This window comes from Spirillospora sp. CA-128828 (assembly GCF_050945415.1).
Taxonomy (GTDB): Bacteria; Actinomycetota; Actinomycetes; order Streptosporangiales; family Streptosporangiaceae; genus Spirillospora.
The window spans coordinates 6,871,655-6,895,275 of the sequence record NZ_CP191986.1 but is presented as its reverse complement, the minus strand read 5'-3'; the positions used below and the strand labels follow the sequence as shown (position 1 = coordinate 6,895,275).

20 protein-coding genes are annotated in these 23,621 nt (G+C 70.3%); 11 read left to right on the top strand and 9 right to left on the bottom strand.

Annotated elements, in window-relative coordinates; all coding sequences use genetic code 11:
* Positions 1-14: 14 nt before the first annotated feature.
* Positions 15-1,559 (bottom strand): long-chain-fatty-acid--CoA ligase, encoded by a 1,545-nt coding sequence (locus tag ACQPXG_RS33230; RefSeq protein ID WP_433463092.1) that lies wholly within the window; start codon positions 1,557-1,559, stop codon positions 15-17.
* Positions 1,560-1,684: 125 nt separating this feature from the next.
* Here ACQPXG_RS33230 and ACQPXG_RS33225 point away from each other — a divergent pair, with 125 nt between their 5' ends.
* Positions 1,685-2,299 (top strand): hypothetical protein, encoded by a 615-nt coding sequence (locus tag ACQPXG_RS33225; RefSeq protein WP_433463091.1) that lies wholly within the window; start codon positions 1,685-1,687, stop codon positions 2,297-2,299.
* Between the two features lie 171 nt (positions 2,300-2,470).
* Complete coding sequence (leuS, locus tag ACQPXG_RS33220; protein WP_433463090.1) at positions 2,471-4,939, top strand: leucine--tRNA ligase; 2,469 nt, start codon at positions 2,471-2,473, stop codon at positions 4,937-4,939.
* Between the two features lie 114 nt (positions 4,940-5,053).
* Here leuS and lexA read toward each other — a convergent pair whose 3' ends face one another.
* Positions 5,054-5,740 carry a transcriptional repressor LexA gene (lexA, locus tag ACQPXG_RS33215; protein WP_433463089.1) on the bottom strand — a complete coding sequence of 229 codons (687 nt, stop codon included), beginning with the start codon at positions 5,738-5,740 and terminating at the stop codon, positions 5,054-5,056.
* A 175-nt stretch (positions 5,741-5,915) separates the two neighbouring features.
* On the opposite strand from lexA, the gene ACQPXG_RS33210 reads away from it, so the two are divergent.
* A complete protein-coding gene (locus ACQPXG_RS33210; protein ID WP_433463088.1) occupies positions 5,916-6,251 on the top strand; it encodes a LysM peptidoglycan-binding domain-containing protein in 336 nt (111 codons plus the stop codon).
* A gap of 65 nt (positions 6,252-6,316) precedes the next feature.
* Positions 6,317-6,973 (top strand): maleylpyruvate isomerase N-terminal domain-containing protein, encoded by a 657-nt coding sequence (locus tag ACQPXG_RS33205; RefSeq protein ID WP_433463087.1) that lies wholly within the window; start codon positions 6,317-6,319, stop codon positions 6,971-6,973.
* Here ACQPXG_RS33205 and ACQPXG_RS33200 read toward each other — a convergent pair.
* A complete protein-coding gene (locus ACQPXG_RS33200) occupies positions 6,960-7,649 on the bottom strand; it encodes a hypothetical protein (protein WP_433463086.1) in 690 nt (229 codons plus the stop codon). The two genes, ACQPXG_RS33205 and ACQPXG_RS33200, sit on opposite strands and share 14 nt — an antisense overlap.
* Before the next feature lie 348 nt (positions 7,650-7,997).
* Here ACQPXG_RS33200 and nrdR point away from each other — a divergent pair, with 348 nt between their 5' ends.
* Positions 7,998-8,471: a transcriptional regulator NrdR gene (gene nrdR, locus ACQPXG_RS33195; RefSeq protein ID WP_067636063.1), complete on the top strand. Its 474-nt coding sequence runs from the start codon at positions 7,998-8,000 to the stop codon at positions 8,469-8,471.
* A 129-nt stretch (positions 8,472-8,600) separates the two neighbouring features.
* Complete coding sequence (locus ACQPXG_RS33190) at positions 8,601-11,417, top strand: vitamin B12-dependent ribonucleotide reductase (RefSeq protein ID WP_433463085.1); 2,817 nt, start codon at positions 8,601-8,603, stop codon at positions 11,415-11,417.
* 76 nt (positions 11,418-11,493) lie between these two features.
* On the opposite strand, the gene ACQPXG_RS33185 is transcribed toward ACQPXG_RS33190, so the two are convergent.
* Positions 11,494-12,201 carry a DoxX family protein gene (locus ACQPXG_RS33185; protein ID WP_433463084.1) on the bottom strand — a complete coding sequence of 236 codons (708 nt, stop codon included), beginning with the start codon at positions 12,199-12,201 and terminating at the stop codon, positions 11,494-11,496.
* 100 nt (positions 12,202-12,301) lie between these two features.
* Positions 12,302-12,964 carry a serine hydrolase gene (locus ACQPXG_RS33180; protein WP_433463083.1) on the bottom strand — a complete coding sequence of 221 codons (663 nt, stop codon included), beginning with the start codon at positions 12,962-12,964 and terminating at the stop codon, positions 12,302-12,304.
* Between the two features lie 382 nt (positions 12,965-13,346).
* On the opposite strand from ACQPXG_RS33180, the gene ACQPXG_RS33175 reads away from it, so the two are divergent.
* Both ACQPXG_RS33175 and ACQPXG_RS33170 read left to right on the top strand, forming a co-directional pair.
* A complete protein-coding gene (locus ACQPXG_RS33175) occupies positions 13,347-14,261 on the top strand; it encodes a LysR family transcriptional regulator (protein WP_433463082.1) in 915 nt (304 codons plus the stop codon).
* A gap of 109 nt (positions 14,262-14,370) precedes the next feature.
* Entirely contained in the window at positions 14,371-15,534 is a 1,164-nt protein-coding gene (locus tag ACQPXG_RS33170; RefSeq protein WP_433463081.1) for an alpha/beta fold hydrolase, read from the top strand.
* A gap of 1,029 nt (positions 15,535-16,563) precedes the next feature.
* Here ACQPXG_RS33170 and ACQPXG_RS33165 read toward each other — a convergent pair.
* The 3 genes from ACQPXG_RS33165 to ACQPXG_RS33155 all read right to left on the bottom strand — a co-directional run bounded on the left by ACQPXG_RS33165 (position 16,564) and on the right by ACQPXG_RS33155 (position 18,563).
* The gene (locus ACQPXG_RS33165) at positions 16,564-17,529 is read right to left on the bottom strand and encodes a pirin family protein (protein WP_433463080.1); all 966 of its coding nucleotides are present in this window, start codon (positions 17,527-17,529) and stop codon (positions 16,564-16,566) included.
* A 23-nt stretch (positions 17,530-17,552) separates the two neighbouring features.
* Positions 17,553-18,140: a carboxymuconolactone decarboxylase family protein gene (locus ACQPXG_RS33160; protein WP_433463079.1), complete on the bottom strand. Its 588-nt coding sequence runs from the start codon at positions 18,138-18,140 to the stop codon at positions 17,553-17,555.
* 72 nt (positions 18,141-18,212) lie between these two features.
* Positions 18,213-18,563, bottom strand: a complete 351-nt coding sequence (locus ACQPXG_RS33155) for a winged helix-turn-helix transcriptional regulator (RefSeq protein WP_433463078.1) — start codon at positions 18,561-18,563, stop codon at positions 18,213-18,215.
* 152 nt (positions 18,564-18,715) lie between these two features.
* On the opposite strand from ACQPXG_RS33155, the gene ACQPXG_RS33150 reads away from it, so the two are divergent.
* Positions 18,716-19,765: a lipoate--protein ligase family protein gene (locus ACQPXG_RS33150; protein WP_433463077.1), complete on the top strand. Its 1,050-nt coding sequence runs from the start codon at positions 18,716-18,718 to the stop codon at positions 19,763-19,765.
* A gap of 8 nt (positions 19,766-19,773) precedes the next feature.
* Here the strand turns inward: ACQPXG_RS33150 and ACQPXG_RS33145 are convergent, their stop codons facing one another.
* Positions 19,774-21,219, bottom strand: a complete 1,446-nt coding sequence (locus ACQPXG_RS33145) for an MFS transporter (protein WP_433463076.1) — start codon at positions 21,217-21,219, stop codon at positions 19,774-19,776.
* 121 nt (positions 21,220-21,340) lie between these two features.
* On the opposite strand from ACQPXG_RS33145, the gene ACQPXG_RS33140 reads away from it, so the two are divergent.
* The gene (locus ACQPXG_RS33140; RefSeq protein WP_433463075.1) at positions 21,341-21,976 is read left to right on the top strand and encodes a TetR/AcrR family transcriptional regulator; all 636 of its coding nucleotides are present in this window, start codon (positions 21,341-21,343) and stop codon (positions 21,974-21,976) included.
* Between the two features lie 125 nt (positions 21,977-22,101).
* Positions 22,102-23,604, top strand: coding sequence for a TerD family protein (locus ACQPXG_RS33135; protein ID WP_433463074.1), 1,503 nt, complete (start codon positions 22,102-22,104; stop codon positions 23,602-23,604).
* Positions 23,605-23,621: the final 17 nt, after the last annotated feature.

Here is a 23,621-nt window from a genome sequence, read left to right as displayed (position 1 = left end):
TCCCGGGACTCGCGTCAGCGCAGCTCGCGCTTGAGGATCTTGCCGGTGGCCGTCATCGGCAGCTCGTCGCGGAACTCGACGATCCGCGGGTACTTGTAGTTGGCGAACTGCTCCCTGCCCCACTTGATCAGCTCGTCCTCGGTGACGGCGGAACCCGGCTTCCGGATCACGTACGCCTTGACCTCCTCGCCGTGGGAGGGGTGCGCGACGCCCACGACCGCGGCCAGCGACACGTCCGGGTGGGTCATCAGGACCTCTTCCAGCTCCCGCGGGTACACGTTGTACCCGCCCCGGATGATCATGTCCTTGGACCGGTCGATGATGAAGTAGTAGCCCTCCTCGTCGCGGCGGGCCACGTCACCGGTGCGGAACCAGCCGTCCTTGATCGCGGCGTCGGTCGCCTCGGGCCGGTTGTAGTAGCCCTTCATGACGTTGTGGCCGCGGATGGCGATCTCCCCCGGGCCCTCGCCCTCGATCTCCTTCCCGTCGCCGTCGATCAGCTTCATCTCGACGCCCCACACGGGCAGGCCGATCGAGCCGGGCTTGGTCGGCCGGTCCGGTCGGTTGAACGAGGCCACCGGCGACGTCTCCGACAGGCCGTACCCCTCCAGGACGTCCACGTCGAACTTCTTCTTGATCCCCTTGAGGACCTCCATCGGCAGCGCCGACCCGCCCGCCACCGCGACGCGCAGGTTCTCCCGGATCGTCGCGATGTCCTCCTCGGAGGTGTCGTCGGTCAGCAGCCCCCAGTACATCGTCGGGACGCCCGCGAAGATGTTCACCTTCTCCTTGACCATCAGCTCGACGGCCTGCTTCGCGTCGAACCGCGCCTGCATGACGAGCGTCGCACGCCGGTAGAGGCCGACGTTCATCACGCACGTCTGCCCGAAGATGTGGAACAGGGGGAGCGTCACCAGGGACGTGTCGTGCAGGGTCCGGTAGAAGAGCGTGTCGTCCACCATCGCGTTGGCGAGAAGGTTGCTGTGCGTGAGCTCGGCCCCCTTGGGCTGGCCGGTCGTCCCGCTGGTGTAGATGATGACGGCGGTGTCGTCCGGGCCGGTCCGCACCGTGTCGAACGTGCCCGGCTTGCCGGCGAGCGCCGCCCAGAACAGCTCGGCCCCTTCGATCGGCGACTCGGCGGCGGCGGGGTTCGCGGGGAGCAGGAAGAAGTGCTCGCACCCCTCCGCCTGCTCGAACCCGGCGTACCCCGTCTCGCCGAGCGGCAGCTCCGGCGTCCCCTCGAAGCAGAAGAACGCCTTCGCGTCGGAGTCGCCCAGGTGGTACGCGATCTCCCGCTTCTTGAGCAGGACGTTCAGCGGGACGACGACCGCGCCCGCCTTGAGCGCCCCGAAGTACACCATCGGGAAGTACGGGAGGTTGGGGCTGGACAGGGCCACCTTGTCGCCGGGCCTGATGCCGCGCTCGCGCAGCAGGTGCGCGACCTGGTTCGCGACCGAGTCGAGGAACGAGTAGGACAGGCGGAGGTCGCCGAACACGACCGCGTCGCGATCGGGGGTCTCCCGGGCGGCGTCCTCCAGCAGCACGGACAGGTTGAGCATGGCACTCCTCGCGCGGAAAGGTGACCGGCCGGTTAGTTACCGACGAGTGTATGAATCGTTCCGCGCATCCTGATGCGCGGGGCACCGCTACGATGTGCCGCCTCACCGAGAAAGGGCGCACTGTCTTGATCATCTTTGGCTGGCGGGTGGTGTTCTTCACCCTGACCAGGGGAATCTTCCACTGCCCCTCCTGCGGCGGCGACCGCGACTACCGCCGCCGGCAGGGACGCAACTTCTTCACGCTGTTCTTCATCCCGGTCATCCCGCTGACGAAGGCGGGCGGTGAGTTCGTCGAGTGCGACACCTGCCACGGGCGCTGGAACCCCGGCGTCCTGAGCGTGCCGACCACCGCGCAGCTCGCCCAGATGCCCGCGATGCTGCTGCGCATGGCCATCGCCCAGGTGCTGCGCTCCGGCGACTACACCAACGCGGCCGCGCGGTCCCGTGCCGTCGGGGTGGTCCGGCAGGCGGGCGAGGGCGGTTACGACGACGCCGCGCTGAACGCCGACCTCGGCCGCCCCTTCGAGGAGGTCCGCGCCGAGATGGCGCGCGCCGCCTCGGCGCTCGCCCCGGAGGCGCGGGAGAGCATCCTGCGCGCCGCCGCCGAGATCGCGCTCGTGGACGGCCCGCTGTCGGTCTCGGAGGAGGAGACCCTCTCCGCCGTCGGCGCCGACCTCGACCTGACCCGCGTCCAGGTGACGGGCGTCGTCTCCATGGCCCGCCAGGAGTCCGGCCACTAAGTCGCCGCGGGCGGGGTTGCGGTTGCGCTACTCTTGAGGTATGCCAGCCAGGCTGCTCCTCGAAGGACCACGTTGACGATCTGACGTCAGCGTGGTGGCCCCTCCTGTGCGAGGGGCCGTTTCATGTCGGCGGGCGGCCACGACCCCATGCAGGAAACCGGAGCCAGAAGCGTGAGCAGCGACGAGCACTACGATCCACGGGCGGTCCAGGACAAGTGGCAGGCCCGCTGGGCTGAGCTCGACCCGTTCAAGGCGGACGAGAAGGACACCGCCGAGGAGCGTCGCTACGCGCTGGACATGTTCCCCTATCCCAGCGGTGACCTGCACATGGGGCACGCCGAAGCGTTCGCCATCGGCGACGTGCCCGCGCGCTACTGGTTCCAGCGCGGCTACAACGTCCTGCACCCCATCGGCTGGGACTCCTTCGGCCTGCCCGCCGAGAACGCCGCCATCAAGCGCGACTCGCACCCCGCCGAGTGGACGTACGCCAACATCGAGACCCAGGCGTCCTCGTTCCGCCGCTACGCGCCGTCCTTCGACTGGACGCGTCGCCTGCACACCTCCGACCCCGAGTACTACAAGTGGACGCAGTGGCTGTTCCTGCGCTTCTACGAGCGGGGCCTGGCCTACCGCAAGGGGGGCCACGTCAACTGGTGCCCCAAGGACCAGACCGTCCTGGCCAACGAGCAGGTCGTCGGCGGGCACTGCGAGCGCTGCGGCGCGCTGGTCGAGAAGCGCGTGCTGACGCAGTGGTACTTCAAGATCACCGAGTACGCGGACCGGCTGCTGGACGACATGGCGCAGCTGGAGGGCAAGTGGCCCGAGCGCGTCCTGCTGATGCAGCGCAACTGGATCGGCCGCTCCACCGGCGCCGACGTCGACTTCGTCATCGAGGGGCGGGACGAGCCCGTCACCGTCTACACCACCCGTCCGGACACCCTGTACGGCGCGACGTTCATGGTCGTCGCCGCCGACGCCCCGCTGGCCGAGGAGATCTGCCACCCCGACCACCGGGCCGCGTTCGAGGCCTACCGCGAGGAGGTCTCCCGGGAGAGCGAGATCGAGCGGCTGTCCACCGAGCGTGAGAAGACCGGCGTGTTCCTGGGCCGCTACGCGGTCAACCCGGTCAACGGCGAGCGGCTGCCCGTCTGGACGTCCGACTACGTGCTGGCCGAATACGGACACGGCGCGATCATGGCCGTTCCCGCGCACGACCAGCGCGACCTGGACTTCGCGCTGAAGTTCGGCCTGCCGGTCCGCGTCGTCATCGAGACCGGCCTGCCCGACCCCGCCGAGACCGGCGTCGCCACCCCCGGCGACGGCGCGATCGTCAACTCCGGGCCGATCGACGGGCTGACCAAGGCCGACGGCATCTCCCGCATCACCGAGATCCTGGCGGAGCGCGGCACCGGCCGCGCGTCGGTGAACTTCCGGCTGCGCGACTGGCTGGTGTCCCGCCAGCGGTTCTGGGGCTGCCCCATCCCGATCATCCACTGCGAGGCGTGCGGCGAGGTCCCGGTCCCGGACGAGCAGCTGCCGGTGACGCTGCCCGAGGGCCTGCGCGGCGCCGACCTGGCGCCCAAGGGCACCTCGCCGCTGGCCGCCGCGTCCGACTGGGTGAACGTCGAGTGCCCCAAGTGCGGCGGCGCCGCCACCCGCGACACCGACACCATGGACACGTTCGTCGACTCGTCCTGGTACTACTTCCGTTACTGCTCGCCCGGCTACGAGGGCGGCCCGTTCGATGTCGAGCAGGTCCGCAGGTGGATGCCGATCGACCAGTACACGGGCGGCGTCGAGCACGCCATCCTGCACCTGCTGTACAGCCGGTTCTTCACCAAGGTCCTGCATGACATGGGCATGGTCGACTTCACCGAGCCGTTCACCCGGCTGCTGAACCAGGGCCAGGTGATCAACCAGGGCAAGGCGATGTCGAAGTCGCTGGGCAACGGCGTCGACCTGGGCGAGCAGATCGGTGAGTTCGGCGTGGACGTCGTCCGGCTGGCGATCCTGTTCTCCGGCCCGCCCGAGGACGACATCGACTGGGCCGACGTGTCCCCCCACGGCATGTCGAAGTTCCTGTCCCGCGTCCACCGCATCGCCACCGAGGTGACCTCTGCGCCCGGCGCCGACGTCGCCTCCGGTGACACGGCCCTGCGCCGCGTGACGGCCCGCACCGTCGACGAGGCCACCACCCTGATCGAGACGCAGCGCTTCAACGTCGCCATCGCCCGGGTCATGGAGCTGGTCACCGCGACCCGCAAGGCCATCGACTCCGGCCCCGGCGCCGCCGACCCCGCCGTCCGCGAGGCCGCTGAGACGATCGCGGTCCTGCTGTCGCTGTTCGCCCCCTACACCGCCGACGAGGCGTGGGAGCTGCTGGGACGCACCGCACCGGTGATCCGCGCCGGCTGGCCGTCCGCCGACCCCGCCCTGCTGGTGGAGGAGTCGGTGACCTGCGTCGTCCAGGTGGCGGGCAAGGTCCGCGACCGCCTGGAGGTGCCCCCGGGCATCGCCGACGAGGAACTGGAGCGCCGGGCCCTGGCCTCGGTCAGGATCCAGGAGGCCCTGGGCGGCGCCGACATCATCAAGATCATCGTTCGCGCCCCCAAGATCGTCAACATCGTCCCGAAACGCTAGCGAACGCCCCCTCACCCCCGGCCGGAACCCGCTTCCGCCCGGGGCCGGGGCGACCTCGGGCGGACATGGAGAAGCGGCCGCCGGGACGTTGCCGGCGGCCGCTCAACACGCGCGTCACATCTTGCGGAGGACCGCCACGACGCGTCCCAGCACCGACGCCTCGTCGCCGGGGATCGGCTCGTAGGCGGGGTTCTGGGGCATCAGCCAGATGTGGCCGTCGTCGCGGCGCTTGAAGGTCTTCACGGTGGCCTCGCCGTCGATCATGGCGGCCACGATGTCGCCCTGCTCGGCCACCGGTTGCTGCCGCACGACGACCCAGTCACCGTCCGCGATCGCGGCCTCGATCATCGAGTCGCCGGTGACCTTCAGCAGGAAGTGGGTGCCCTCGCCGACCAGCTGCTTCGGCAGCGTGAACACGTCCTCGACGGCCTCCTCGGCGAGGATCGGCCCACCGGCGGCGATCCGCCCGACCAGCGGCACGTACGCGGGCGCGGGCTGGGACCCGGCCGGCTCGTAGCCCTCCTCGTCGGTCCGCACCGGCGTCGCCCCCGGTACCCGCACCTCGACGGCGCGCGGCCGGTTGGGGTCGCGCCGCAGGAAACCCTTGCGCTGGAGCGCCCGGAGCTGGTGCGACACGCTGGAGGTGCTGGTCAGCCCGACGGCCTCGCCGATCTCGCGCATCGAGGGCGGGTACCCCCGGCGCTGCACCGAGTCGCGGATCACCTCCAGCACCATGCGTTGCCGCTGGGTCAGGCCCGTCTCGTCCATCGGCCCGTCGGGCAGCTCCCGGACCTTGCTCATCGCTCGTCGCCTCCCGGGCGCCTCGATCCGTCACTCCTTGTCATGAACGCTATCGCGTCCCGGCCCGATGATCAAACAATTGTTCGAAGATGTGCTCGCTTTTTGTCGGCGCCCCCTGGTAGAACATCGTACAGGCGTTCGATCGAAAATGCATTCGACGCCGAGGAGGGGAGAGATGCCGGGTTCGCCCCACAGTGACCGCACTCCGATCCGCCTGACCCGCCGGGGACGCGCCGTGGTGGTGGGCTTCGCGGCCACGGTGACACTCGTGTTGCTCTGGCTCACCGTGGGGCCGGGCGCGTTCGCCGGCTCCCGCGACAGTCGTCACGCCCCGTCACGTCCGGGCAGGACGGTCGTCGTCGAACCCGGCGACACCCTCTGGGGCATAGCGTCCGCCGCCGACCCCGGCACGGACCCCCGCCTGGTCGTCCAGCGCATCATCGACCTCAACGGCCTGGGCGGCGACCCCACCGTCCAGCCGGGCCAGGAGCTTCGCCTCCCCACCGGCTGATTCCGGCCAGGGTGCGGGCCGGGGGCGGTTTGGTCGTCATTCCGGTCTGGCATTACCGTGCGGCAGTGGATCTCTTCTCGCGTTCTTGGAAGGCGTTGCTCGCGGCGGTCGCCGAAGTACCGGACGAAGACTTCGAACGGCCGTCCGGCTGTACCGGCTGGCTCGTGCGGGACCTGGTGTGCCATCTGGTCATCGACGCCCAGGACGTCCTGATCACCCTGGCCACGCCCGCCGGAGCCGAACCGACCGTGGACGCGGTCACCTACTGGGAACTCCTCGCCGAACCCCCGAACGGCGAGGACCCCCTGGACGCGCTGATCCCCCGGCTCGCCGCCGCATACGGCGAGCCGCGGCTGCTCAAGTTCCACCTGGACGACGTCGGTTCCGCCGCCGGCCGCGCCGCCGGACTCGCCGATCCCGCGGCCCGCGTCGGCACCCGCGACGAGGTGCTGACCGTCGGCGACTACCTGTCCGCGTACGTGCTCGAATGGACCCTGCACCATCTCGACCTCATCGCGCATCTGCCATCGGCCGCCGAGCCCCCCGCCGAGACCCTCGCGGCGGCGCGCACCGCGCTGGAGAAGATCGCTCAGGCCGCGTTTCCCGCCTCGTTCTCCGACCGGGACGCGCTGCTGATCGGAACCGGGCGCCGCACGCCGGCCGACGCGGAGGAAGCCGCACTGGGCGACCTCGCCGCGAGGCTCCCGCTCATCCTCGGCTGAGCCACGGATTCGGCGCGTGCGGACCTTGCTCCTCCGGAGCTTCCGAGACGTGCTGGAGAAGGTCGTAGACGAAGCACGCCTGCATCGGCCGCCCTTCGAGCCGGAAGGGCACGACGTGCCGGATGGCGTTGGGCATCCGGGTCTCCTCCCAGCCGAAGAACGCCTGAGCCTCGGACAGCAGGACCGACCAGGGGCGCAGCTCGCCCGGTGACCGCATCGGCTCGCCCGACCGGCGTACGAACCGTCGGTCGAGGACGTAACCCGCGGTTTCGGTGTCCAGGGTCGTGTGCTCAAGCCAGAAGCCGGGCCAGAGCGGAAGGGTGAACCGGTGTCGGGACGGGCCGCCGCCGACCGGATCACCCAGGATCGCCGACAGGTCCTTGATCTTCAGCGACTCCATGCGGTCCCACTGACCGGCCTCCTCCAGCAGGTGGGCCGGCGGGTCGTCGTAGGGCGCCGGAGGCTCCAGGAGAGCGTCCGGAACCCAGCGGCGCATGTCCGCGAGCAGCGACAGCTGGTAGCCCTCCTTGGTCAGCGTGCGTGGAGGCCGCGGCTCCGGGTCGGCGAACGCTTCGCACGACCAGCACCACCACGGTTCGGGCCCGCCCATGCACCCGCCGGTGAAGTAGATCTCGCGACGTTCGTGCCGCCGGTAGGGCTCGTCGTCGGCGGGCATGCCGTACACCACCGGGACCAACGCCCCGTCGCACCGTTCGCACCTAGGGGTCATGACCCCTCAGACGCCACCGGCCTCCCTGATGTTCGGCCTCTCACCAGGGATCCTGTGACTGCGAGGTGGGGGACGGGGACGGTCGGTGACGACACGCCCGGAGCGAAAATCGGGAGCCGCGAGGTGACCTGCGCGGACGCGGCGGATGGGGCTCCTGAGGCGCCGGATCAGGTTGCGAACGCCTGCGGCGAGCCGTACGGTTGACCACAACATCTAGTAGTTACGTCGATGTAGTTCCCTATATATGGCACTCACATCGGTGTAACTCGTTTACGTCAGGGGAGGGGAGGAAACGTGCACTGCCCGTTCTGCCGCAACCCTGACACCAAAGTGATCGACAGCCGTTCGACCGACGACGGGGGCGCCATTCGGCGTCGCCGGTCGTGCGCCGAATGCGGCAAGCGATTCACGACGCAGGAGAATGTGCTCGTGATGGTGGCCAAGCGCAGCGGGGTCACCGAGCCGTTCTCCCGGGAAAAGATCATCGCCGGTGTGCGCAGGGCCTGTCAGGGCCGGCCGGTCGACGAGGATGCGCTCGCGAAGCTGGGGCAGCGGGTCGAAGAGGCGATCAGGTCGTCCGGATCCGCGGAAATCCCCTCGCACGAGATCGGCCTCGCCATCCTGGGGCCGCTCGGCGAACTCGATGAGGTCGCCTATCTGCGATTCGCCTCGGTCTACCGGAGCTTCGAGTCGCTGGACGACTTCGCCAAGGAGATCGAAGCACTGCGGAAGGCCGGTTCCTCGGGGGAGCCCGGCCCGTCCCGGTAGGGACGGTTCCGGAAGCACGTCAGCACGTATCAGCACACGTAAAGGCGTCTCCGTGCGGGCATGGCCCGGGCGGCGGCGGGGTTGTTCCTGAGCAGGGCCCGGCGGGAGGGCCCGAGAAGGGGGAAGGTCATGACGGAGACGGTGAGCGGCTCGGCGGCACGGCGCGGCAAGGGGAGCCGCAAAGGGCTGAAGGTCGAGCGCATTTTCACCACGCCCGGCGTGCATCCGTACGATGAGCTGCGCTGGGAACGTCGTGACGTCGTCATGACCAACTGGCGCGACGGCTCGGTGAACTTCGAGCAGCGCGGCGTCGAGTTCCCCGACTTCTGGTCGCTGAACGCCGTCAACATCGTCACGTCCAAGTACTTCCGCGGGGCGGTCGGAACGCCGCAGCGGGAATGGAGCCTGAAGCAGCTCGTCGACCGTGTCGTCCAGATGTACGTGGACACCGGGATCAAGCAGGGCTATTTCGCCTCCGAGCAGGACGCCGAGGTCTTCGACCACGAACTGAAGTACGCGCTCGTCCACCAGCTGTTCAGCTTCAACTCTCCCGTCTGGTTCAACGTCGGCACGAAGTCCCCGCAGCAGGTCTCGGCGTGTTTCATCCTGTCGGTGGACGACACGATGGAGTCGATTCTGGACTGGTACAAGGAAGAGGGCGTCATCTTCAAGGGCGGTTCAGGAGCCGGCCTGAACCTCTCCCGCATCCGCTCCAGCCGTGAACTGCTCTCCTCCGGCGGAACGGCCAGCGGCCCCGTCTCGTTCATGCGCGGCGCGGACGCGTCCGCCGGGACCATCAAGTCGGGCGGCGCCACCCGCCGGGCCGCGAAGATGGTCGTCCTGGACGTCGACCACCCCGACGTCGGGGAGTTCATCGACACCAAGGCGCGCGAGGAGGACAAGATCCGCGCGCTGCGCGACGCCGGGTTCGACATGGACCTCGGCGGCAGGGACATCGGCAGCGTCCAGTACCAGAACGCGAACAACTCGGTCCGGGTGTCGGACGAGTTCATGCACGCCGTCGAGTCGGACGGCGAGTTCGCGCTGCGCGCCCGGATGACCGGCGAGGTCGTCGAGACCGTCAAGGCCAAGGAACTGTTCCGGCGGATGGCGAAGGCCGCGTGGGAGTGCGCCGACCCCGGCATCCAGTACGACGACACGATCAACGACTGGCACACCAACCCGGAGACCGGGCGCATCACCGCCAGCAACCCGTGCTCCGAGTACATGAGCCTGGACAACTCGTCCTGCAACCTCGCGAGCATCAACCTGCTGAAGTTCCTCATCGGCGCCGGGACGTTCGACGTCGCGAAGTTCGTGAAGCTCACCGAGCTGATCATCACGGCGATGGACATCTCCATCACCTTCGCCGACTTCCCGACCGAGAAGATCGCGCAGACGACCCGCGACTACCGGCAGCTGGGCATCGGCTACGCCAACCTGGGCGCGCTGCTGATGGCGACCGGCCACGCCTACGACTCCGAAGGCGGACGTTCCCTCGCGGCGGCGATCACGTCCCTGATGACGGGCGTCGCCTACCGGCGCTCCGCCGAGATCGCCGGCGTCGTCGGCCCGTACGAGGGCTACGCGCGCAACGCCGAGGGCCACAAGCGCGTCATGCGCAAGCACGCCGCCGCCAACGACGGCATCCGCACCCTGGACGCGATGGACAAGGCGATCCACGCCGCCGCCGCCAAGCAGTGGGCGGACTGCCTCAAGGCCGGCGAGAAGCACGGCTACCGCAACGCGCAGGCCAGCCTGCTCGCCCCGACCGGGACGATCGGCCTGATGATGGACTGCGACACCACCGGCATCGAGCCGGACCTCGCGCTGATGAAGTTCAAGAAGCTCGTCGGCGGCGGGTCCATGCAGATCGTCAACCACACGGTGCCGCGCGCCCTGGAGAAGCTCGGCTACCAGCAGGAGCGGATCGAGGCGATCGTCGAGTACATCTCCGAGCACGGCCACGTCGTGGACGCTCCCGGGCTGCGTCCCGAGCACTACGAGGTGTTCGACTGCGCGATGGGGGAGCGGGCGATCAGCCCGATGGGGCACGTCCGGATGATGGCGGCCGTCCAGCCGTTCCTGTCCGGCGCGATCTCCAAGACCGTCAACATGCCGGAGCAGGCCACCATCGAGGACATCGAGAAGGTGTACTTCGAGGGCTGGCGGCTCGGCCTGAAGGCGCTGGCGATCTACCGCGACAACTGCAAGGTCGGCCAGCCGCTGTCCGTCGCGGGCAAGAAGGAGACGGCCAAGGCCGAGCCGGCGGAGACGGCGACGCCGCGTCCGGTCCGCAGGCGGCTGCCGAAGCAGCGCCCCGCGACCGTCACCCGCTTCTCCGTCGCGGGCGCCGAGGGGTACATGACCGCCTCGTCCTACCCGGACGACGGTGTCGGCGAGGTCTTCCTCAAGCTCGGCAAGCAGGGCTCCACGCTCGCCGGCGTGATGGACGCCTTCTCCATGGCGATCTCCATCAGCCTCCAGTACGGCGTCCCGCTGGAGACGTGGGTGGAGAAGTTCACCAACATGCGGTTCGAGCCGGCCGGTATGACCGACGACCCGGACATCCGCATGGCGACCTCGGTGATGGACTACATCTTCCGCCGCCTGGCGCTGGACCACCTGCCCTACGAGGAGCGCGCGGGCCTCGGCATCTTCACCGCCGGCGAGCGCGCGATGCAGGCCAACGGTGAGGACCCCGCCGCCCTGCACGCCGAGGACGAGGTCGACCACGAGTCGCTGGCGCAGTCCGCGGAGATCACGCGTCCGGCGACGCCCGCACCGGCTCCGTCCACCGAGGCGCGCTCGTCCATGGAGGTCATCGAGAGCCGCCAGGGCCGCACCGCCGACGCGCCGCTCTGCCTCACCTGCGGCACGAAGATGCGCCCGGCGGGGAGCTGCTACGTCTGCGAAGGCTGCGGCTCCACCAGCGGCTGCAGCTGAGAACGGCCACGGCCGGGATCCTGGTTTCCGCCGGGGTCCCGGCCGTTCCGTGCGTCGGGGAGGCGGCCGGGGCGGGTCAGGCGGACGGGTCCTTGTCGTCGCCGCGCTTGATCGGCTGGGTCGTCGAAGCGCGGCGCCGCTGGGACTTGCGGCGGCCCGCCACCAGTACGTCGTCCGCCGAGCCTTCGGCGACGCCGGTGTCCTTGCCCGAGGTCTCGGGGGCTTCGGCGGGCCCGGGCGCCGGTGCGGGGCTCTTGAGCTGACGCGGTGACCGCGGCTTCTTCACGGGCTTCGTCTCGGCCTGGCGGAGGGAGGCGACGAAACTCGCCGCGTCCTCCTCGTCCTCGTCGTCCGGGCGGCGCAGCCGCTTCCCGATGACCCACTGGTCGAGGGTCAGCCGCCCGCCGGCGCCCGCGGCGAACAGCAGACTGGCCATGCCGAGCGCGACGACCAGTTCGTAGCCGTTGCGGACGCGGTTACCGTCCACCATGAACAGGCCCTGGTCGGCGTGGACGAAGGCGAACGCGCCGGCCATGTCCAGGAACAGCAGGACGCCGGTCACCGGCAGGCCCAGGCCGACGATCAGCGCGGCGCCGCCCAGCAGTTCCACGAACGCGGAGTAGACGGCGGCCGCGGTGGGCAGCGGGACGCCGAGCCCGTCGAACGTGCGGCTCGTCTCGTTGATGCCCGCCTCGATCTTCTGCCAGCCGTGCGCCATGAAGACGATTCCCACACCGAGCCGTGCGAGGACTGCGATGACGTCGTACAGCGGTCGAGAGCGCATGCCGTCGACTCCTTCAGGGCGGGGAACTGGGCCCGGTTCAGACGGAGAGTATGACCGCCCTTGTGCGGATATCGCGAACGTCGCAGGTGAAGGGGCCTGTTCAGGTGTCGCGGGAGGCGCGGGCGAGGGCGGCGGTCACGGTCTCGGCGATGTGCTCGATGGCCTGGACTCCGCTCTGCATCGTGCTGTCGCGTTCGGAGACGGCGGCGAGCAGGAAGGTGTGGCCGTCCTGCCGGACGATGCCGATGCTGTTGACCGTCCAGGCGCCGCCGTGCCTTTCGCGGGGAAGCCAGCCGTTCTTCACTTCGGCGTCGGATCCCGCCGCGCTCACTCCCCATGCTTGTTCCGGCGTCACGTTCCGCATCAGGTGGCGGAGGTAGCGGCGGCTCGCTGAATGCAGCGGGCTTTTCCTGGACGTGAGCGCGGCGAGGAGCCGGATCTGGTCGGCCGCGCTCGTCGTCGTCGAGCCCCAGGACTCGCCCGGGCCGGGTTCGGTGTCGCGCAGGCCCAGTTTCCGGTTGGCGGATGCCAGGCCGTCCGCGCCGCCGATCGAATGCCAGAGCGCCGTGGCGGCGTCGTTGTCGCTGACCGTGATCGTGCGCTCGGCCAGGGCCTTCTCGGCGGACGTGAGGCCGCGTTCCTCGCGTTGGGCCTGGAGGAGCAGCGCGATGACGATGTCGACCTTGACGATGCTGGCCGTCGCGGTGCGCAGGCTCTTTCCATAGGAATACGAGAGGCCGGTCGTCAGATCGCGCGCTGCCACCGAAAGATGCACGGGTCTGCCGTCGAGATATCGGCGGATCGCGCGGGTGAGTGCGTCGCGCTCGGAATCGGTGAACGTGGGCGCCGTCGGTTGCCGCCTCGGGGTCGGGGTCGTCGTGGCAATCGTAGGGACGGCTGCGGGTTCGCGGGCGACCCTCGTGGAACCGGCCGTGAGTATCGCGACCGCTGTGAGCGTCGCGGTTATGAGAAGCCCCGCGCGCTTCATGGGCGCGGCCCTGCCTCGGAATGCATGAACGGGAGTGTCGTGAGTGGCCCGTTACCCCTCTGTTAACACCTTTGCGGGTACGCACCTAGGCGATGGCCACGCGAGTTCAGCTAGACGATCAACGCATGACATTCGGTTCTGGTGAGATGCTGACTGCATGATGGGTTCTCGCCAGCTCGAATACTTCCGGGCCGTCGCGCGTGAGCTGCACTTCACCCGGGCGGCGGAGGCGCTGCAGATCGCGCAGCCCGCGCTGTCGCAGCAGATCCGCAAGCTCGAACGGCAGCTCGGCATCGCGCTCTTCGAACGGAACAACCACCGGGTGGCGCTGACCCCGGCCGGGTCCGCCCTGCTGGAGCACGCCGAACGGATCCTGTCCGACATCGCGGCGGTCGAGGACGAGATGCGCGGCTGGGCGGAGGGCACGCGCGGGCGCATCCGCCTCGGCGGCGCCCGCGGGCTGACCGCGAGGCTCGCCCGCCTGCTCGCCGAGTTCTCCGGGGAGTATCCGGCGATCGATGTGGAACTGCGGGAGATGAACACCGAGGAGATGGTCACGGGCCTGCACGGTGGACGGCTCGACGCGGCGACCGTCGTCCGGCTGCCGCCGCAGGAGGAGGGGCGGCGGCTCGACTCCCTTCCGCTCGGCGAGGAACCCCTCGTTCTCATCACCTCGGCGTCCGCGCCGCTCGCGAGCAGGTACAGGGTGCCCGTCCCGGCGTTGGACGGCATCGACCTGGTCTGTTACCCGCCCGGCTCGGTGATCCGCGAAATCGTCCTGTCGGCCTTGGCGGACGCGGGCGCGACCGCGCGGATCCGGTTCGAGACCCGGGAGTACAGCACCGCGCGGGCCATGGCGAGCGTGGGGCTGGCCGCGGCCGTCGTCCCGCGTTCCGTCGCCGAGGAACCGGGGCAGCCGGTCGGTGTCGTCCGGCTCGACCCGGAACCGGTCTGGGCGCCGTCGCTCGCCTGGCCCGCGGGACGCCGGCCAGGCCCCGCCCTGGCCGCCTTCATCGACTTCATGGCGGGCCGTCCGGATCTCGTCTCGGCCGGACCGTGGTCCTCCGGGTGATAAGAGATGGATATGACCGACAGCTTCATTAAGTCTTGGACATCTAGCTTCTAGCGGCATGAAGATTGTCGTGTTCCGCCTAACGCGGACTTCTTGAAAGGGGCACGACATGAACCGTGGTGAGCGTGGACGACGCGAGTACGAGGGGCTGATGGGAAGAAAGCCCGAGGAGGCACTCCCTGAGGTGCTCCGGACATCCCCGCAGATGTTCGAGGCCGTCGTGGAAGGGGCGTTCGGCGGGGCCTTGGCCCGTCCTGAACTGGGCCGCAGCACACGTGAACTCGCCACCGTCGCCGTCATCGCCACCTTGGGAGGTGCCGAAGGCCGTCTCGCCAGCCACGTGCGCGGGGCGCTTCGGCAAGGCGTCGAGCCGTCCGAACTACTGGCCCTTTGCGAGCACCTCTCGGTGTATGCGGGCTTCCCGCGCGCGCTCGACGCACTCGCCGTCGTCCAAGGCGTTCTGGATGAGCAGGGCATTCCGAACCCGCCGCAGATGCGCGGCGTCGCGCTCGCCGACCACGAGACCGTTGTCGCGCAGAAGGGCGACCACGGACCAGCGGTCGTTCTTTCGCATTCCCTGGGCGTGGACTGGCGCATGTGGGAGCCGGTCATGGAACGGCTTTCCAACGGCCGGAGAGTCTTCGCCTACGACTTCCGCGGACACGGCGCGGCCGCCGGCGCACCCCGTCCGTTCACCATGGACGACCTCGCCGCGGACATGTTCGGCGTTTTCGACGCGCTCGACGTGGACCGCGCACACATCGTCGGCCTGTCGATGGGCGGCGGCATCGCGCAGACGGCCGCCGTCCGCGCACCCGGACGCGTCGCATCGCTGGCCCTGCTCGCGACCACCGACCACGCCTTCGACGCGTTCGAGGGCCGCGCCCGTTCCGGGGAGGTCGACGGGATGGAGGCGCAGGTCGTCCCGACGCTGACGCGCTGGTTCACGCCCGCCGCACTCGCCACGAACCCGTGGGGCGTCCGGTACGCACGGGAGCACATCCGCCGTTTCGACGGCGCGGACTGGGCCGCGGCCTGGCGGGCCTTCAGGGGCGTGGACGTCCAGGGCCGCCTCGCCAAGGAGGACTTCCCGACGCTGGTGCTCGCGGGCGAGCTGGACGCCTCGACGACCCCGGAGATCATGTCCGGTATCGCCGAACGCATCCCCGGCTCGACCTACCGGGAGCTCCCGGGCACCCCTCACATGCAGACCCTCGAACGTCCCGACCTGGTCGCCGACGCCCTCGACGAGTTCCTCCCCGCCGACCGCTAGGACCGGCCCCTCCGCCGCACGGGGGAGGCGGGCGACCCGTGCGGGGGAGGCGCCGTCCGGGCGGCGGACGACAGGCTCCGATCATGACGGAAACGCCTCAGATGCCCGGAGCCGTCGGGCCGGGCTGGAACGCGGTGCGGCGGCTCGCCGGGTACGGCGCCGCCGCGTCGCTGTCGCTGTATCTGGCCGTCAAGATCGTCTGGGTGGTGGCCGCCTTGCTCGGCAGCGTCCCGGCGGAGTTCGGCGGCCTGGACTGGGTCGTGCTCAACGTGGTGACCGTCGGCATGGCCGCGACCGGGATCGCGCTGGGCGTCGTCTTGGCTCAAGGCCGGAAATGGCGGATCCCAGCCGCGCCATTGGTGTTCTTCACCTGGATGGGGTGTGGATTCCTGGTCCCACTCATGCCCTACGGCGTGGTCAGCGCTGTGCTAGGCGGCGATGGGGAGAGCGCCGGTGGGGACGGCGGCGATTCGGTTCCCTCCTGGGAACTGATGCTCATCGGCATCGGCTTCACCGGCATGGCCGTAGGCGTCGCCATTGCCCTCCCCATCTACATGCGGGAACGGTGGCCGGCGGCCTTCCTCGGACGTCTCGCCGGCCGTCCGCGGACCGCCGTCCGGCGGGCGCGCACGGCGGGCGCGGTCACCGCCGTCCCGGCCGTCCTCTGGACTTACTGGTCAGGCGGCGGCACCCTCGGCCTGGACCCGGCACACCGTGACCTCCTCGACCAGAACGCGCGACTCCTGCTGGGGGACTCGGCGCTCTGGGCGCTCCTCGGGGTCTGGAGCGTCCTGGCCGTCGCCTCCGCGCGGCCGAACCTGCCCGTCTGGCCGCCGATGACGCTGGGGTTCACCGCGTCGGGCTCCCTGTTCGCGTGGGGCGGCTGGAAGTTGGCGGTGCTACTGCTCCGCCCGGGCGGCTACACGCCTGCCGAGTATCCGGCCGTGGCGGCGGTCGTCCACGGTCTCGCCATCGTCGGCGGGGCGCTGATGCTGGGCGTCCTGATGAGATCCCTCCACGACCACCGCCTCAGCGGGCGCGTCCACGGGCCTTCAGAGGCGTCGCGGGCATCGCGGGAGCCGGGACAGGGGCGCCGTCGTAGCCGCGCACCGCACCGAAGTGGTCGCCCGTCATCCAGTCCTCCCGGGCGCGGGCGATCTCCTCACCCGTCCGGGCGACGAAGTTCCACCACATGACGAGCTTCTCCTCGAACGGCTCGCCTCCCAGGAGCACGAGACCGCTGGCACCATCTGCTCTGAGGGGCAGTTCGCGGCGGCCGGAACCCAGGTACAGCATCGAACCGGGCTCCACGCGCATCCCGTCGACCTCCGTGATCCCGGACATCGTGAGCGCCGCGTACTCGAAGTCCGGGTCGACGGGCAGGCGCACGTCGGCCCCGTCCCGCAGGGCGAGGTCCGCACCCATGATCGGGGTGAAGACCGTGCCGGGGGACGCGGCGCCGTCCAGCTCCCCGAGGATCACGGTGGCGCTGAACCCGGGGCCGTCGACGACGGGCAGGTCGGCATGATGTTCGAACGCCGGGTCCGTGCCGCGGTCCGAGCCGGGGAGCGCCACCCAGAGCTGAGCCCCGTGCAGGACGGGACCGTGGCCGCGCGGCGACTCCTCCGAATGCGCGATCCCGCGGCCCGACGTCATCAGCCCGAGTTCCCTCGGGCTGACGGTCCGCAGGCTGCCCAGGCTGTCGCGGTGCAGCACCTCACCGCCGTGCAGCCAGCTCACCGTCTGCAGCCCGATGTGCGGATGCGGCGGAACCTGCATGCCGGGCTCGTCGGTGATGTCGTCCGGCCCGTAATGATCGACGAAGCACCAGGCGCCCACCATCCGGCGTCCCAGGCTGGGCAGCAGCCGCCGGACGACCGTGCTCTCACCCAGGGGAACGCGCCGGGGCGGAAGCAGCTCGTGGACCGGCCGTCCCGGCACATCGTCCCGTCCTCCGCACTCGACCGGCTTTGGCCTGACATCAAGATTGCTCACCGAACCGCCCTCCCAGAACGCCGTCACTCAACATGCCCCGGCCGCTCACCACGAACCGCGAGGGTGGCGGGGAAGCCGGGAGCCCAGGACTCGTTGTCGATCTCCAGTGTGTTGATCAGCTGGCTGATGCTCCGGTACCAGCCGGCGAGCACCAGGAGCTCCAGGAGCTGCGGTTCGTCGTAGTGCCCGGCCAGAGCGTCCCATGTGGACCGGGATATCCGGGCGGAGTCGTACAGTTCGTCGGCCGCCGCCATCAGGAGCCGTTCTCTCGGTGACCAGGGGGCCTCCGCGCCGGACACGGTCGCCCGCAGGTGCTCGTCGCCGAGCCCGACGGTCTCGCCGAACGTCGCGGCGTGGACGCCCCATTCGTACTCGCAGCCGGCGCGGGCGCAGGTGCGGTCTATGACGATCTCGCGGTCCCGGTCGGGGAGCCGGCCGTGGGCGAGCAGTCCGGCGCCGAGGACGCGCATGCGGGACGCCAGTTCGGGATTCCGGTGCAGGGTGCGGAAGAGGACCAGCGGGTCGTGCGCCACGCCGGGCGGCATCCACTTGGCCAGGGCCGTGGCGATCTCGGGGTCGTACGGGGGGTCGAGCGGCGCGATGCGCGGCATGGCGCTCCTCTCCTGTGCTTCGATAACAGAAGCAGTGTGCTGCTTCGGAAATAGAAGCGCAAGGCCCCGGTGTCAGTCGAGGTCGGTGGCCGGTGCGTCGGTTTCCAGTGCCTCCGCCCATCGGTCGGACCAGCGCGACAGCGGGCGAAGCGCCTCGCGGGCGTCCTGGCCGAGCGTGGTCAGGGCGTACCGGTTCTCCGGGGTCTGCTGGACGAGGCCCGCATCGATCAGTTCGAGGAGACGCTGCCGGAGGACGCTGGACGACATGTCGTCACAACGCTGCTGGAGGGTGCGGAAGCCGAGCGGGGCGTCCTGCAACTCCCAGATGACGCGCAACGTCCAGCGCCGGCCGAAGAGGTCGAGGGCCGCCATGAGCGGACGGCCGCCGGTCGAGCCGCGGACCGGCCTCCCCGGTTTCGGCATGCCCCCTCCAGTGGTTCGGCTTCCGGCACAGTAGCGGGCGCGCACCCGGTCACCGCACCGTGCCCGGCATCCGCTTCCGGACACGCGTGCTCGCCGATGCCCTGGGAGACACGCGGAATCGAGTGCGGCGCGGCGGGGTTCAGGTCTACGTGATGCACGGTGAGTACAAGGTTCCCGGCGGCAAGCTCGTCGTCGCCGACGTCGATGTGGTGGACGGGCTGCTGCGCGGACCGAGGATCAGCGGCGACTTCTTCCTGGAGCCCGACGAGGCCCTGGAGGCGATCAACACCGCCCTGGACGGTCTGCCTGCGGGGCTCGACGCCCGGGCGATCGGTGTCCGGGTGCAGGCGGGGCTGCCGCGGAACACGGTGATGCTCGGCATCACCGCCGAGGCGGTGGGCATCGCGGTGCGGCGGGCCGTCTCGCGGGCGTCCGACTGGCGCGACCATGACTGGCGGCTGATCCATGAGCCGCCTCAGGAGCCCGCCCTGCACATGGCGCTCGACCAGGTCCTCGCCGAGGAGGTCGGCGCGGGACGCCGCCCGCCGACGCTGCGGGTGTGGGAGTGGGCGTCGCCCGCGGTGGTCATCGGCAGCTTCCAGTCGTTGCGCAACGAGGTCGACGCCGAGGCGGCCGGGACGTACGGCGTGGACGTGGTCCGCCGCATCAGCGGCGGGGGCGCGATGTTCATCGAGCCGGGCAACACCATCACCTATTCGCTGTACGCGCCGGAGACGCTGGTGGCGGGCATGTCGTTCGCCGAGAGCTACGCGTTCCTCGACGACTGGGTGCTGGGCGCGCTCGGCGAACTCGGGATCAAGGCGTGGTACCAGCCGCTGAACGACATCACCTCCGACCAGGGCAAGATCGCGGGTGCGGCGCAGAAGCGGCTCGCCGCGGGCGCCGTGCTGCACCACGTGACCATGGCGTACGACATCGACGCGGACAAGATGCTGCGGGTGCTCCGGATCGGCAGGGAGAAGATCTCCGACAAGGGGATCGCCAGCGCGGTCAAGCGCGTGGACCCGCTGCGCCGCCAGACCGGCCTTCCCCGTGAGGAGATCATCGACCGCATGATCGCCCACTTCCGCGGCCGCTACGGCCTCACCCATGACGGCGTGCGCGAGGACGAACTCCGCTTGGCCCAGAAGTACGTGACGGACAAGTTCAGCACCTCCGACTGGACCGCCCGAGTCCCCTGATCCCCGCCTCAGCCGTCGAGGTGCGGCACTGTCTTCCGCGGCTGCTGCGGGGATGCCTCTGCGGTTTCGGGCCGGGAGTGCCGGAGGCGGCGTGTGGCTCGTTCGGGACGGGTGATGAGGCGCCAGGCCGCGAGGGCGGCGGCGATATAGGCGGCTCCGATCAGGGAGAACGAGATCTCGGCGCCGGTCGTCCAGCCGGACGACGCGCCCAGGACGGCGCCGATGACGGCGATGCCGATCAGTGTGCCGATCTGGCGGCCCGTGTTGAGGACGGAGCCCGCGACGTTGCCGTTCTCGGGGCCCGCCGCGTCGACCATCACGGCGGTCATGGCGGGGGAGGTGATGCCGCCCGCGATGCCGGTCACGGCGAGGGCGGCCGCCGTCGTCCAGTAGGGGCTCGCGGGCGTGATGGTGGTCAGCGTGAAGGAGGCCGCGGCCGCGAGCAGCAGGGAGGCGGTGAGCAGCGGTCCGCCCGCGATGCGCGCGGACAGGCGCACGAAGGCCAGGTTGCTGAGCGGGATGAAGATCGTCAGCGGCAGGATCTGCAGGCCCGCGCGGAGCGGGCCGGAGCCCGCGGCGTGCTGGAAGTACAGCCCGACCAGGAAGAGCGTGCCGTAGAGGGCGGCGTTGAACAGGAATCCCACCGCGTTGGCGCCGGTGAAGAGCGGGCTGCGGAACATCGCCCAGGGCATGACGGTCGTGCGGGCGCGGCGCTCTCTCAGGGGCAGCAGGACGGCGGTGGCCAGGGCGACCAGGATCGCGGTGAGGACCGGGATTGAGGCCCACCCGAGGTGCGGTCCCTCGATCAGCGCGAAGCTGAGCGCGCCGAGCCCGGCGATCAGCGCGGCATGCCCGGAAACGGCCAGCGGGGCGGGACGCCCAGGGGCGGCCGCGATGAATCGGCGGGTCAGCGCCATGCCCGCGACGCCCAGCGGCAGGTTGATCAGGAAGATGCTCCGCCAGCCGAGCGTGCTCACGAGGACACCGCCGATCGTCGGGCCGAGCGCGACGGCCGAGGCCACGATCGCCGACCACAGGCCGAGCACACGGGTCCGCCGGCGCGGATCGGGGAACGCCTGGACCAGCAGCGCCAGCGAACTCGGCATGAACAGAGCCGCGCCCGCGCCCTGGACGAGCCTCGCCGCGATGAGCACGTCGACCGTGGGGGCGAGGGCGGCGGCGACGGAGGCGGTGAAGAAGACCGCCATGCCCGACAGGTAGACCCTCCGCGCGCCCAGCCGGCCGGCGAGACCGCCCGCCAGCATCAACAGGGCCGCGAACGTCAGCACGTAGCCGTCGACGGCCCAGGTGAGCCGGCTCAGGGAGGCGTCCAGGCGCTCCTGGATCGTCGCCCCGGCGATCTGCATCACCGTGGCGTCCACGCCCGCCATCACGAATCCCGCGGCGAGTGCGGTGATCTTCAGGGCGGAGGAGCCCGCGGGTCTCGATTCCATGATCAATCCCTTTCGCTAAACGGACAACTCGCGTCCGTTTCAAGGAACGCTAGTGCAAGCGGACGCGAGTTGTCCACTTAAATCGGACGGCATGAGTCCGGTTATGGCTAGAATCGGGTTCATGCGGAGCACCAAGAGCGCCGTGGACCGGCTGCTGGACGACGGCTCCGGCCGCCGTCCCCGCGCCGACGCCAGACGCAACGTGGAGCGTCTCGTCGAGGCGGCCCGGGAAGCGGCCGGCGAAATGGGCGGTGAGATCACCGCCCATGAGATCGCGCGCCGCGCCGGGGTGGGCGTCGGGACGTTCTACCGGCGGGTCAGCACGCTGGAGGCACTCCTGGAGGCCGTCATGGCCGAGATCCTCGAAGAGATCGTCGCCCAGGGCGACGAGGGACTCGCCGATCCCGACCCGTGGGAGGGCTTCAGCGGCTTCGCCGCGGCCTACACGAGACTCCGCAACGAACTGTGCGACATCAACGACGTGCTGGGCGGCACCCTCGACCACGCGCGCGCGGAACTGCGCGAGCGGATCCGCCTGCTCGTCGAGCGGGCCCAGGGAGCCGGGGCCATGCGCGCGGACATCACCTGGCAGGACGTCGCGTTCCTGCTGGTCTCCGTCTCCACCGGTGACCATACGGTGGGCCTGCACGCGGGCGAGCACCAGTGGGACCGCAACCTGCGGATCGTCCTGGACGGCCTTCGCACCCCCGAACCGGCGCCGCTTCCGGGTGCGCCGCCCACCGACCTGTCCGGCTGAGGCCCCGCGCGGTACCGGACGGAACTCACCGGCCCCGTCGTGCGTCCTCCTCTCATGGCAGCAGGTCGCGGGGGCCGCACGTCTGCCCGTAGGTTGGTGACATCGGTCGATGATGAGGAGCGTTCATGTCGATGCAGAAGGGTGCCAACACCGCGGTGCCGGTTCCCTCGGTACGGGTCGAGCTCGGCTGGCAGAGCGGCCCCGGCGTGCCCGACGCGGACGCGTCGGCGCTCCTGCTGGCGGACACCGGCAAGGTGCGGTCGGACGACGACTTCGTCTTCTACAACCAGCCGGCGCACGGGTCCGGCGCGGTCAGGCATGAAGGCAAGCAGCAGGGGCCGACCGTCCTGGACGTCCTGTCCGTCGACCTGAACAGGGTCGAGCCCGCCATCGACAGGATCGTCATCGCCGCGTCTTCGGACGGCGGGACGTTCGGCAAGCTCCAGGGGCTGTACGTGCGCGTCGTGGACGCGGCGGCCGGAACCGAGGTCGCCCGGTTCGACAGCCAGGGCGCCACCTCGGAGACGGCGTTCGTGCTCGGTGAGCTCTACCGCCGCCAGGGTGCGTGGAAGTTCCGTGCGGTGGGGCAGGGCTACGACTCGGGTCTCGCCGGCCTGGCCACCGATTTCGGGATCTCGGTGGACGACCCCGGCAAGGCGGCCCCGCCCCCGCCCCCGCCCGCGCCGCCGCAGCCGCAGGCACCGCCGGCACCCCCGCAGCCGCAGGCGCCGCCTCCGCCTCCGCCCGCGCAGGAGCAGTACGCGCCGCCTCCGCCGCCCGGAGGCCAGTACGTGCCACCGCCGCCCCCAGGCGGCCAGTACACGCCACCCCCGCCACCTCCCGGCGGCCAGTACACGCCTCCCCCCGGCCAGTACGCGCCTCCTCCGCCGCCAGGCCAGTACCCTCCGCCTCCAGGCCAGTACACCCCGCCCCCGCCCGGGCAGTACGCACCGCAACAGCCTCAGCAGCCGCCGCAACAGCCGCAGCAGCAGCCCGGCGGCAAGATCTCTCTGACGAAGAACGCGCCGTCGGTGTCGCTCACCAAGCACGGCGCGACGACCGGCCACATGCGCGTCAACCTCAACTGGACCGCACGTGAGGGCGTCGCCAAGGGGCGGCTCGGCAAGCGCCGCCGCGGCGTCGACCTCGACCTCGACCTGTGCTGCCTCTGGGAACTCCAGGACGGCCGCAAGGGCATCATCCACGCGCTCGGCGACATGGGCGCGCTGGACCGTCCGCCTTTCATCCAGCTCGACAAGGACGACCGCACCGGTGCCGTCGAGACGGGGGAGAACCTCCACATCAACCTCGACCACAAGGCGGATTTCAAGCGGATCCTCGTGTTCGCGGAGATCTACGACGGCGCCGACGACTTCCGCGGCCTGGACGCGGTCGCCACATTGTTCCCGGTGGGCGCGCCCCCGATCGACATGCGCATGGACGACTGCACCGACGCGTCCCGTGACGCCGTCCTGGCCCTCATCGAGAACGTGAACGGCGAACTGGTCGTCCGCCGTGAGGGCCGGTTCGTCCTCCCGCCGCCCGGCCGTCCGCGCTGGGGCAAGATGACGGTCGACCAGGCGTACAACTGGAACCTGGAGTGGGTCGCCTCACGCGGCAAGGACTGACGGCCGGCCGACGGCCA

Coding starts and splice junctions, on each gene's coding strand:
- ACQPXG_RS33230 (WP_433463092.1), bottom strand. CDS start 1,559: ATGCTCAACCTGTCCGTGCTGCTGGAGGACGCCGCCCGGGAGACCCCC.
- lexA (WP_433463089.1), bottom strand. CDS start 5,740: ATGAGCAAGGTCCGGGAGCTGCCCGACGGGCCGATGGACGAGACGGGC.
- ACQPXG_RS33210 (WP_433463088.1), top strand. CDS start 5,916: ATGCCGGGTTCGCCCCACAGTGACCGCACTCCGATCCGCCTGACCCGC.
- ACQPXG_RS33200 (WP_433463086.1), bottom strand. CDS start 7,649: ATGCCCGCCGACGACGAGCCCTACCGGCGGCACGAACGTCGCGAGATC.
- ACQPXG_RS33190 (WP_433463085.1), top strand. CDS start 8,601: ATGACGGAGACGGTGAGCGGCTCGGCGGCACGGCGCGGCAAGGGGAGC.
- ACQPXG_RS33185 (WP_433463084.1), bottom strand. CDS start 12,201: ATGCGCTCTCGACCGCTGTACGACGTCATCGCAGTCCTCGCACGGCTC.
- ACQPXG_RS33175 (WP_433463082.1), top strand. CDS start 13,347: ATGATGGGTTCTCGCCAGCTCGAATACTTCCGGGCCGTCGCGCGTGAG.
- ACQPXG_RS33170 (WP_433463081.1), top strand. CDS start 14,371: ATGAACCGTGGTGAGCGTGGACGACGCGAGTACGAGGGGCTGATGGGA.
- ACQPXG_RS33160 (WP_433463079.1), bottom strand. CDS start 18,140: ATGCCGCGCATCGCGCCGCTCGACCCCCCGTACGACCCCGAGATCGCC.
- ACQPXG_RS33155 (WP_433463078.1), bottom strand. CDS start 18,563: ATGCCGAAACCGGGGAGGCCGGTCCGCGGCTCGACCGGCGGCCGTCCG.
- ACQPXG_RS33150 (WP_433463077.1), top strand. CDS start 18,716: ATGCACGGTGAGTACAAGGTTCCCGGCGGCAAGCTCGTCGTCGCCGAC.
- ACQPXG_RS33145 (WP_433463076.1), bottom strand. CDS start 21,219: ATGGAATCGAGACCCGCGGGCTCCTCCGCCCTGAAGATCACCGCACTC.
- ACQPXG_RS33140 (WP_433463075.1), top strand. CDS start 21,341: ATGCGGAGCACCAAGAGCGCCGTGGACCGGCTGCTGGACGACGGCTCC.
- ACQPXG_RS33135 (WP_433463074.1), top strand. CDS start 22,102: ATGTCGATGCAGAAGGGTGCCAACACCGCGGTGCCGGTTCCCTCGGTA.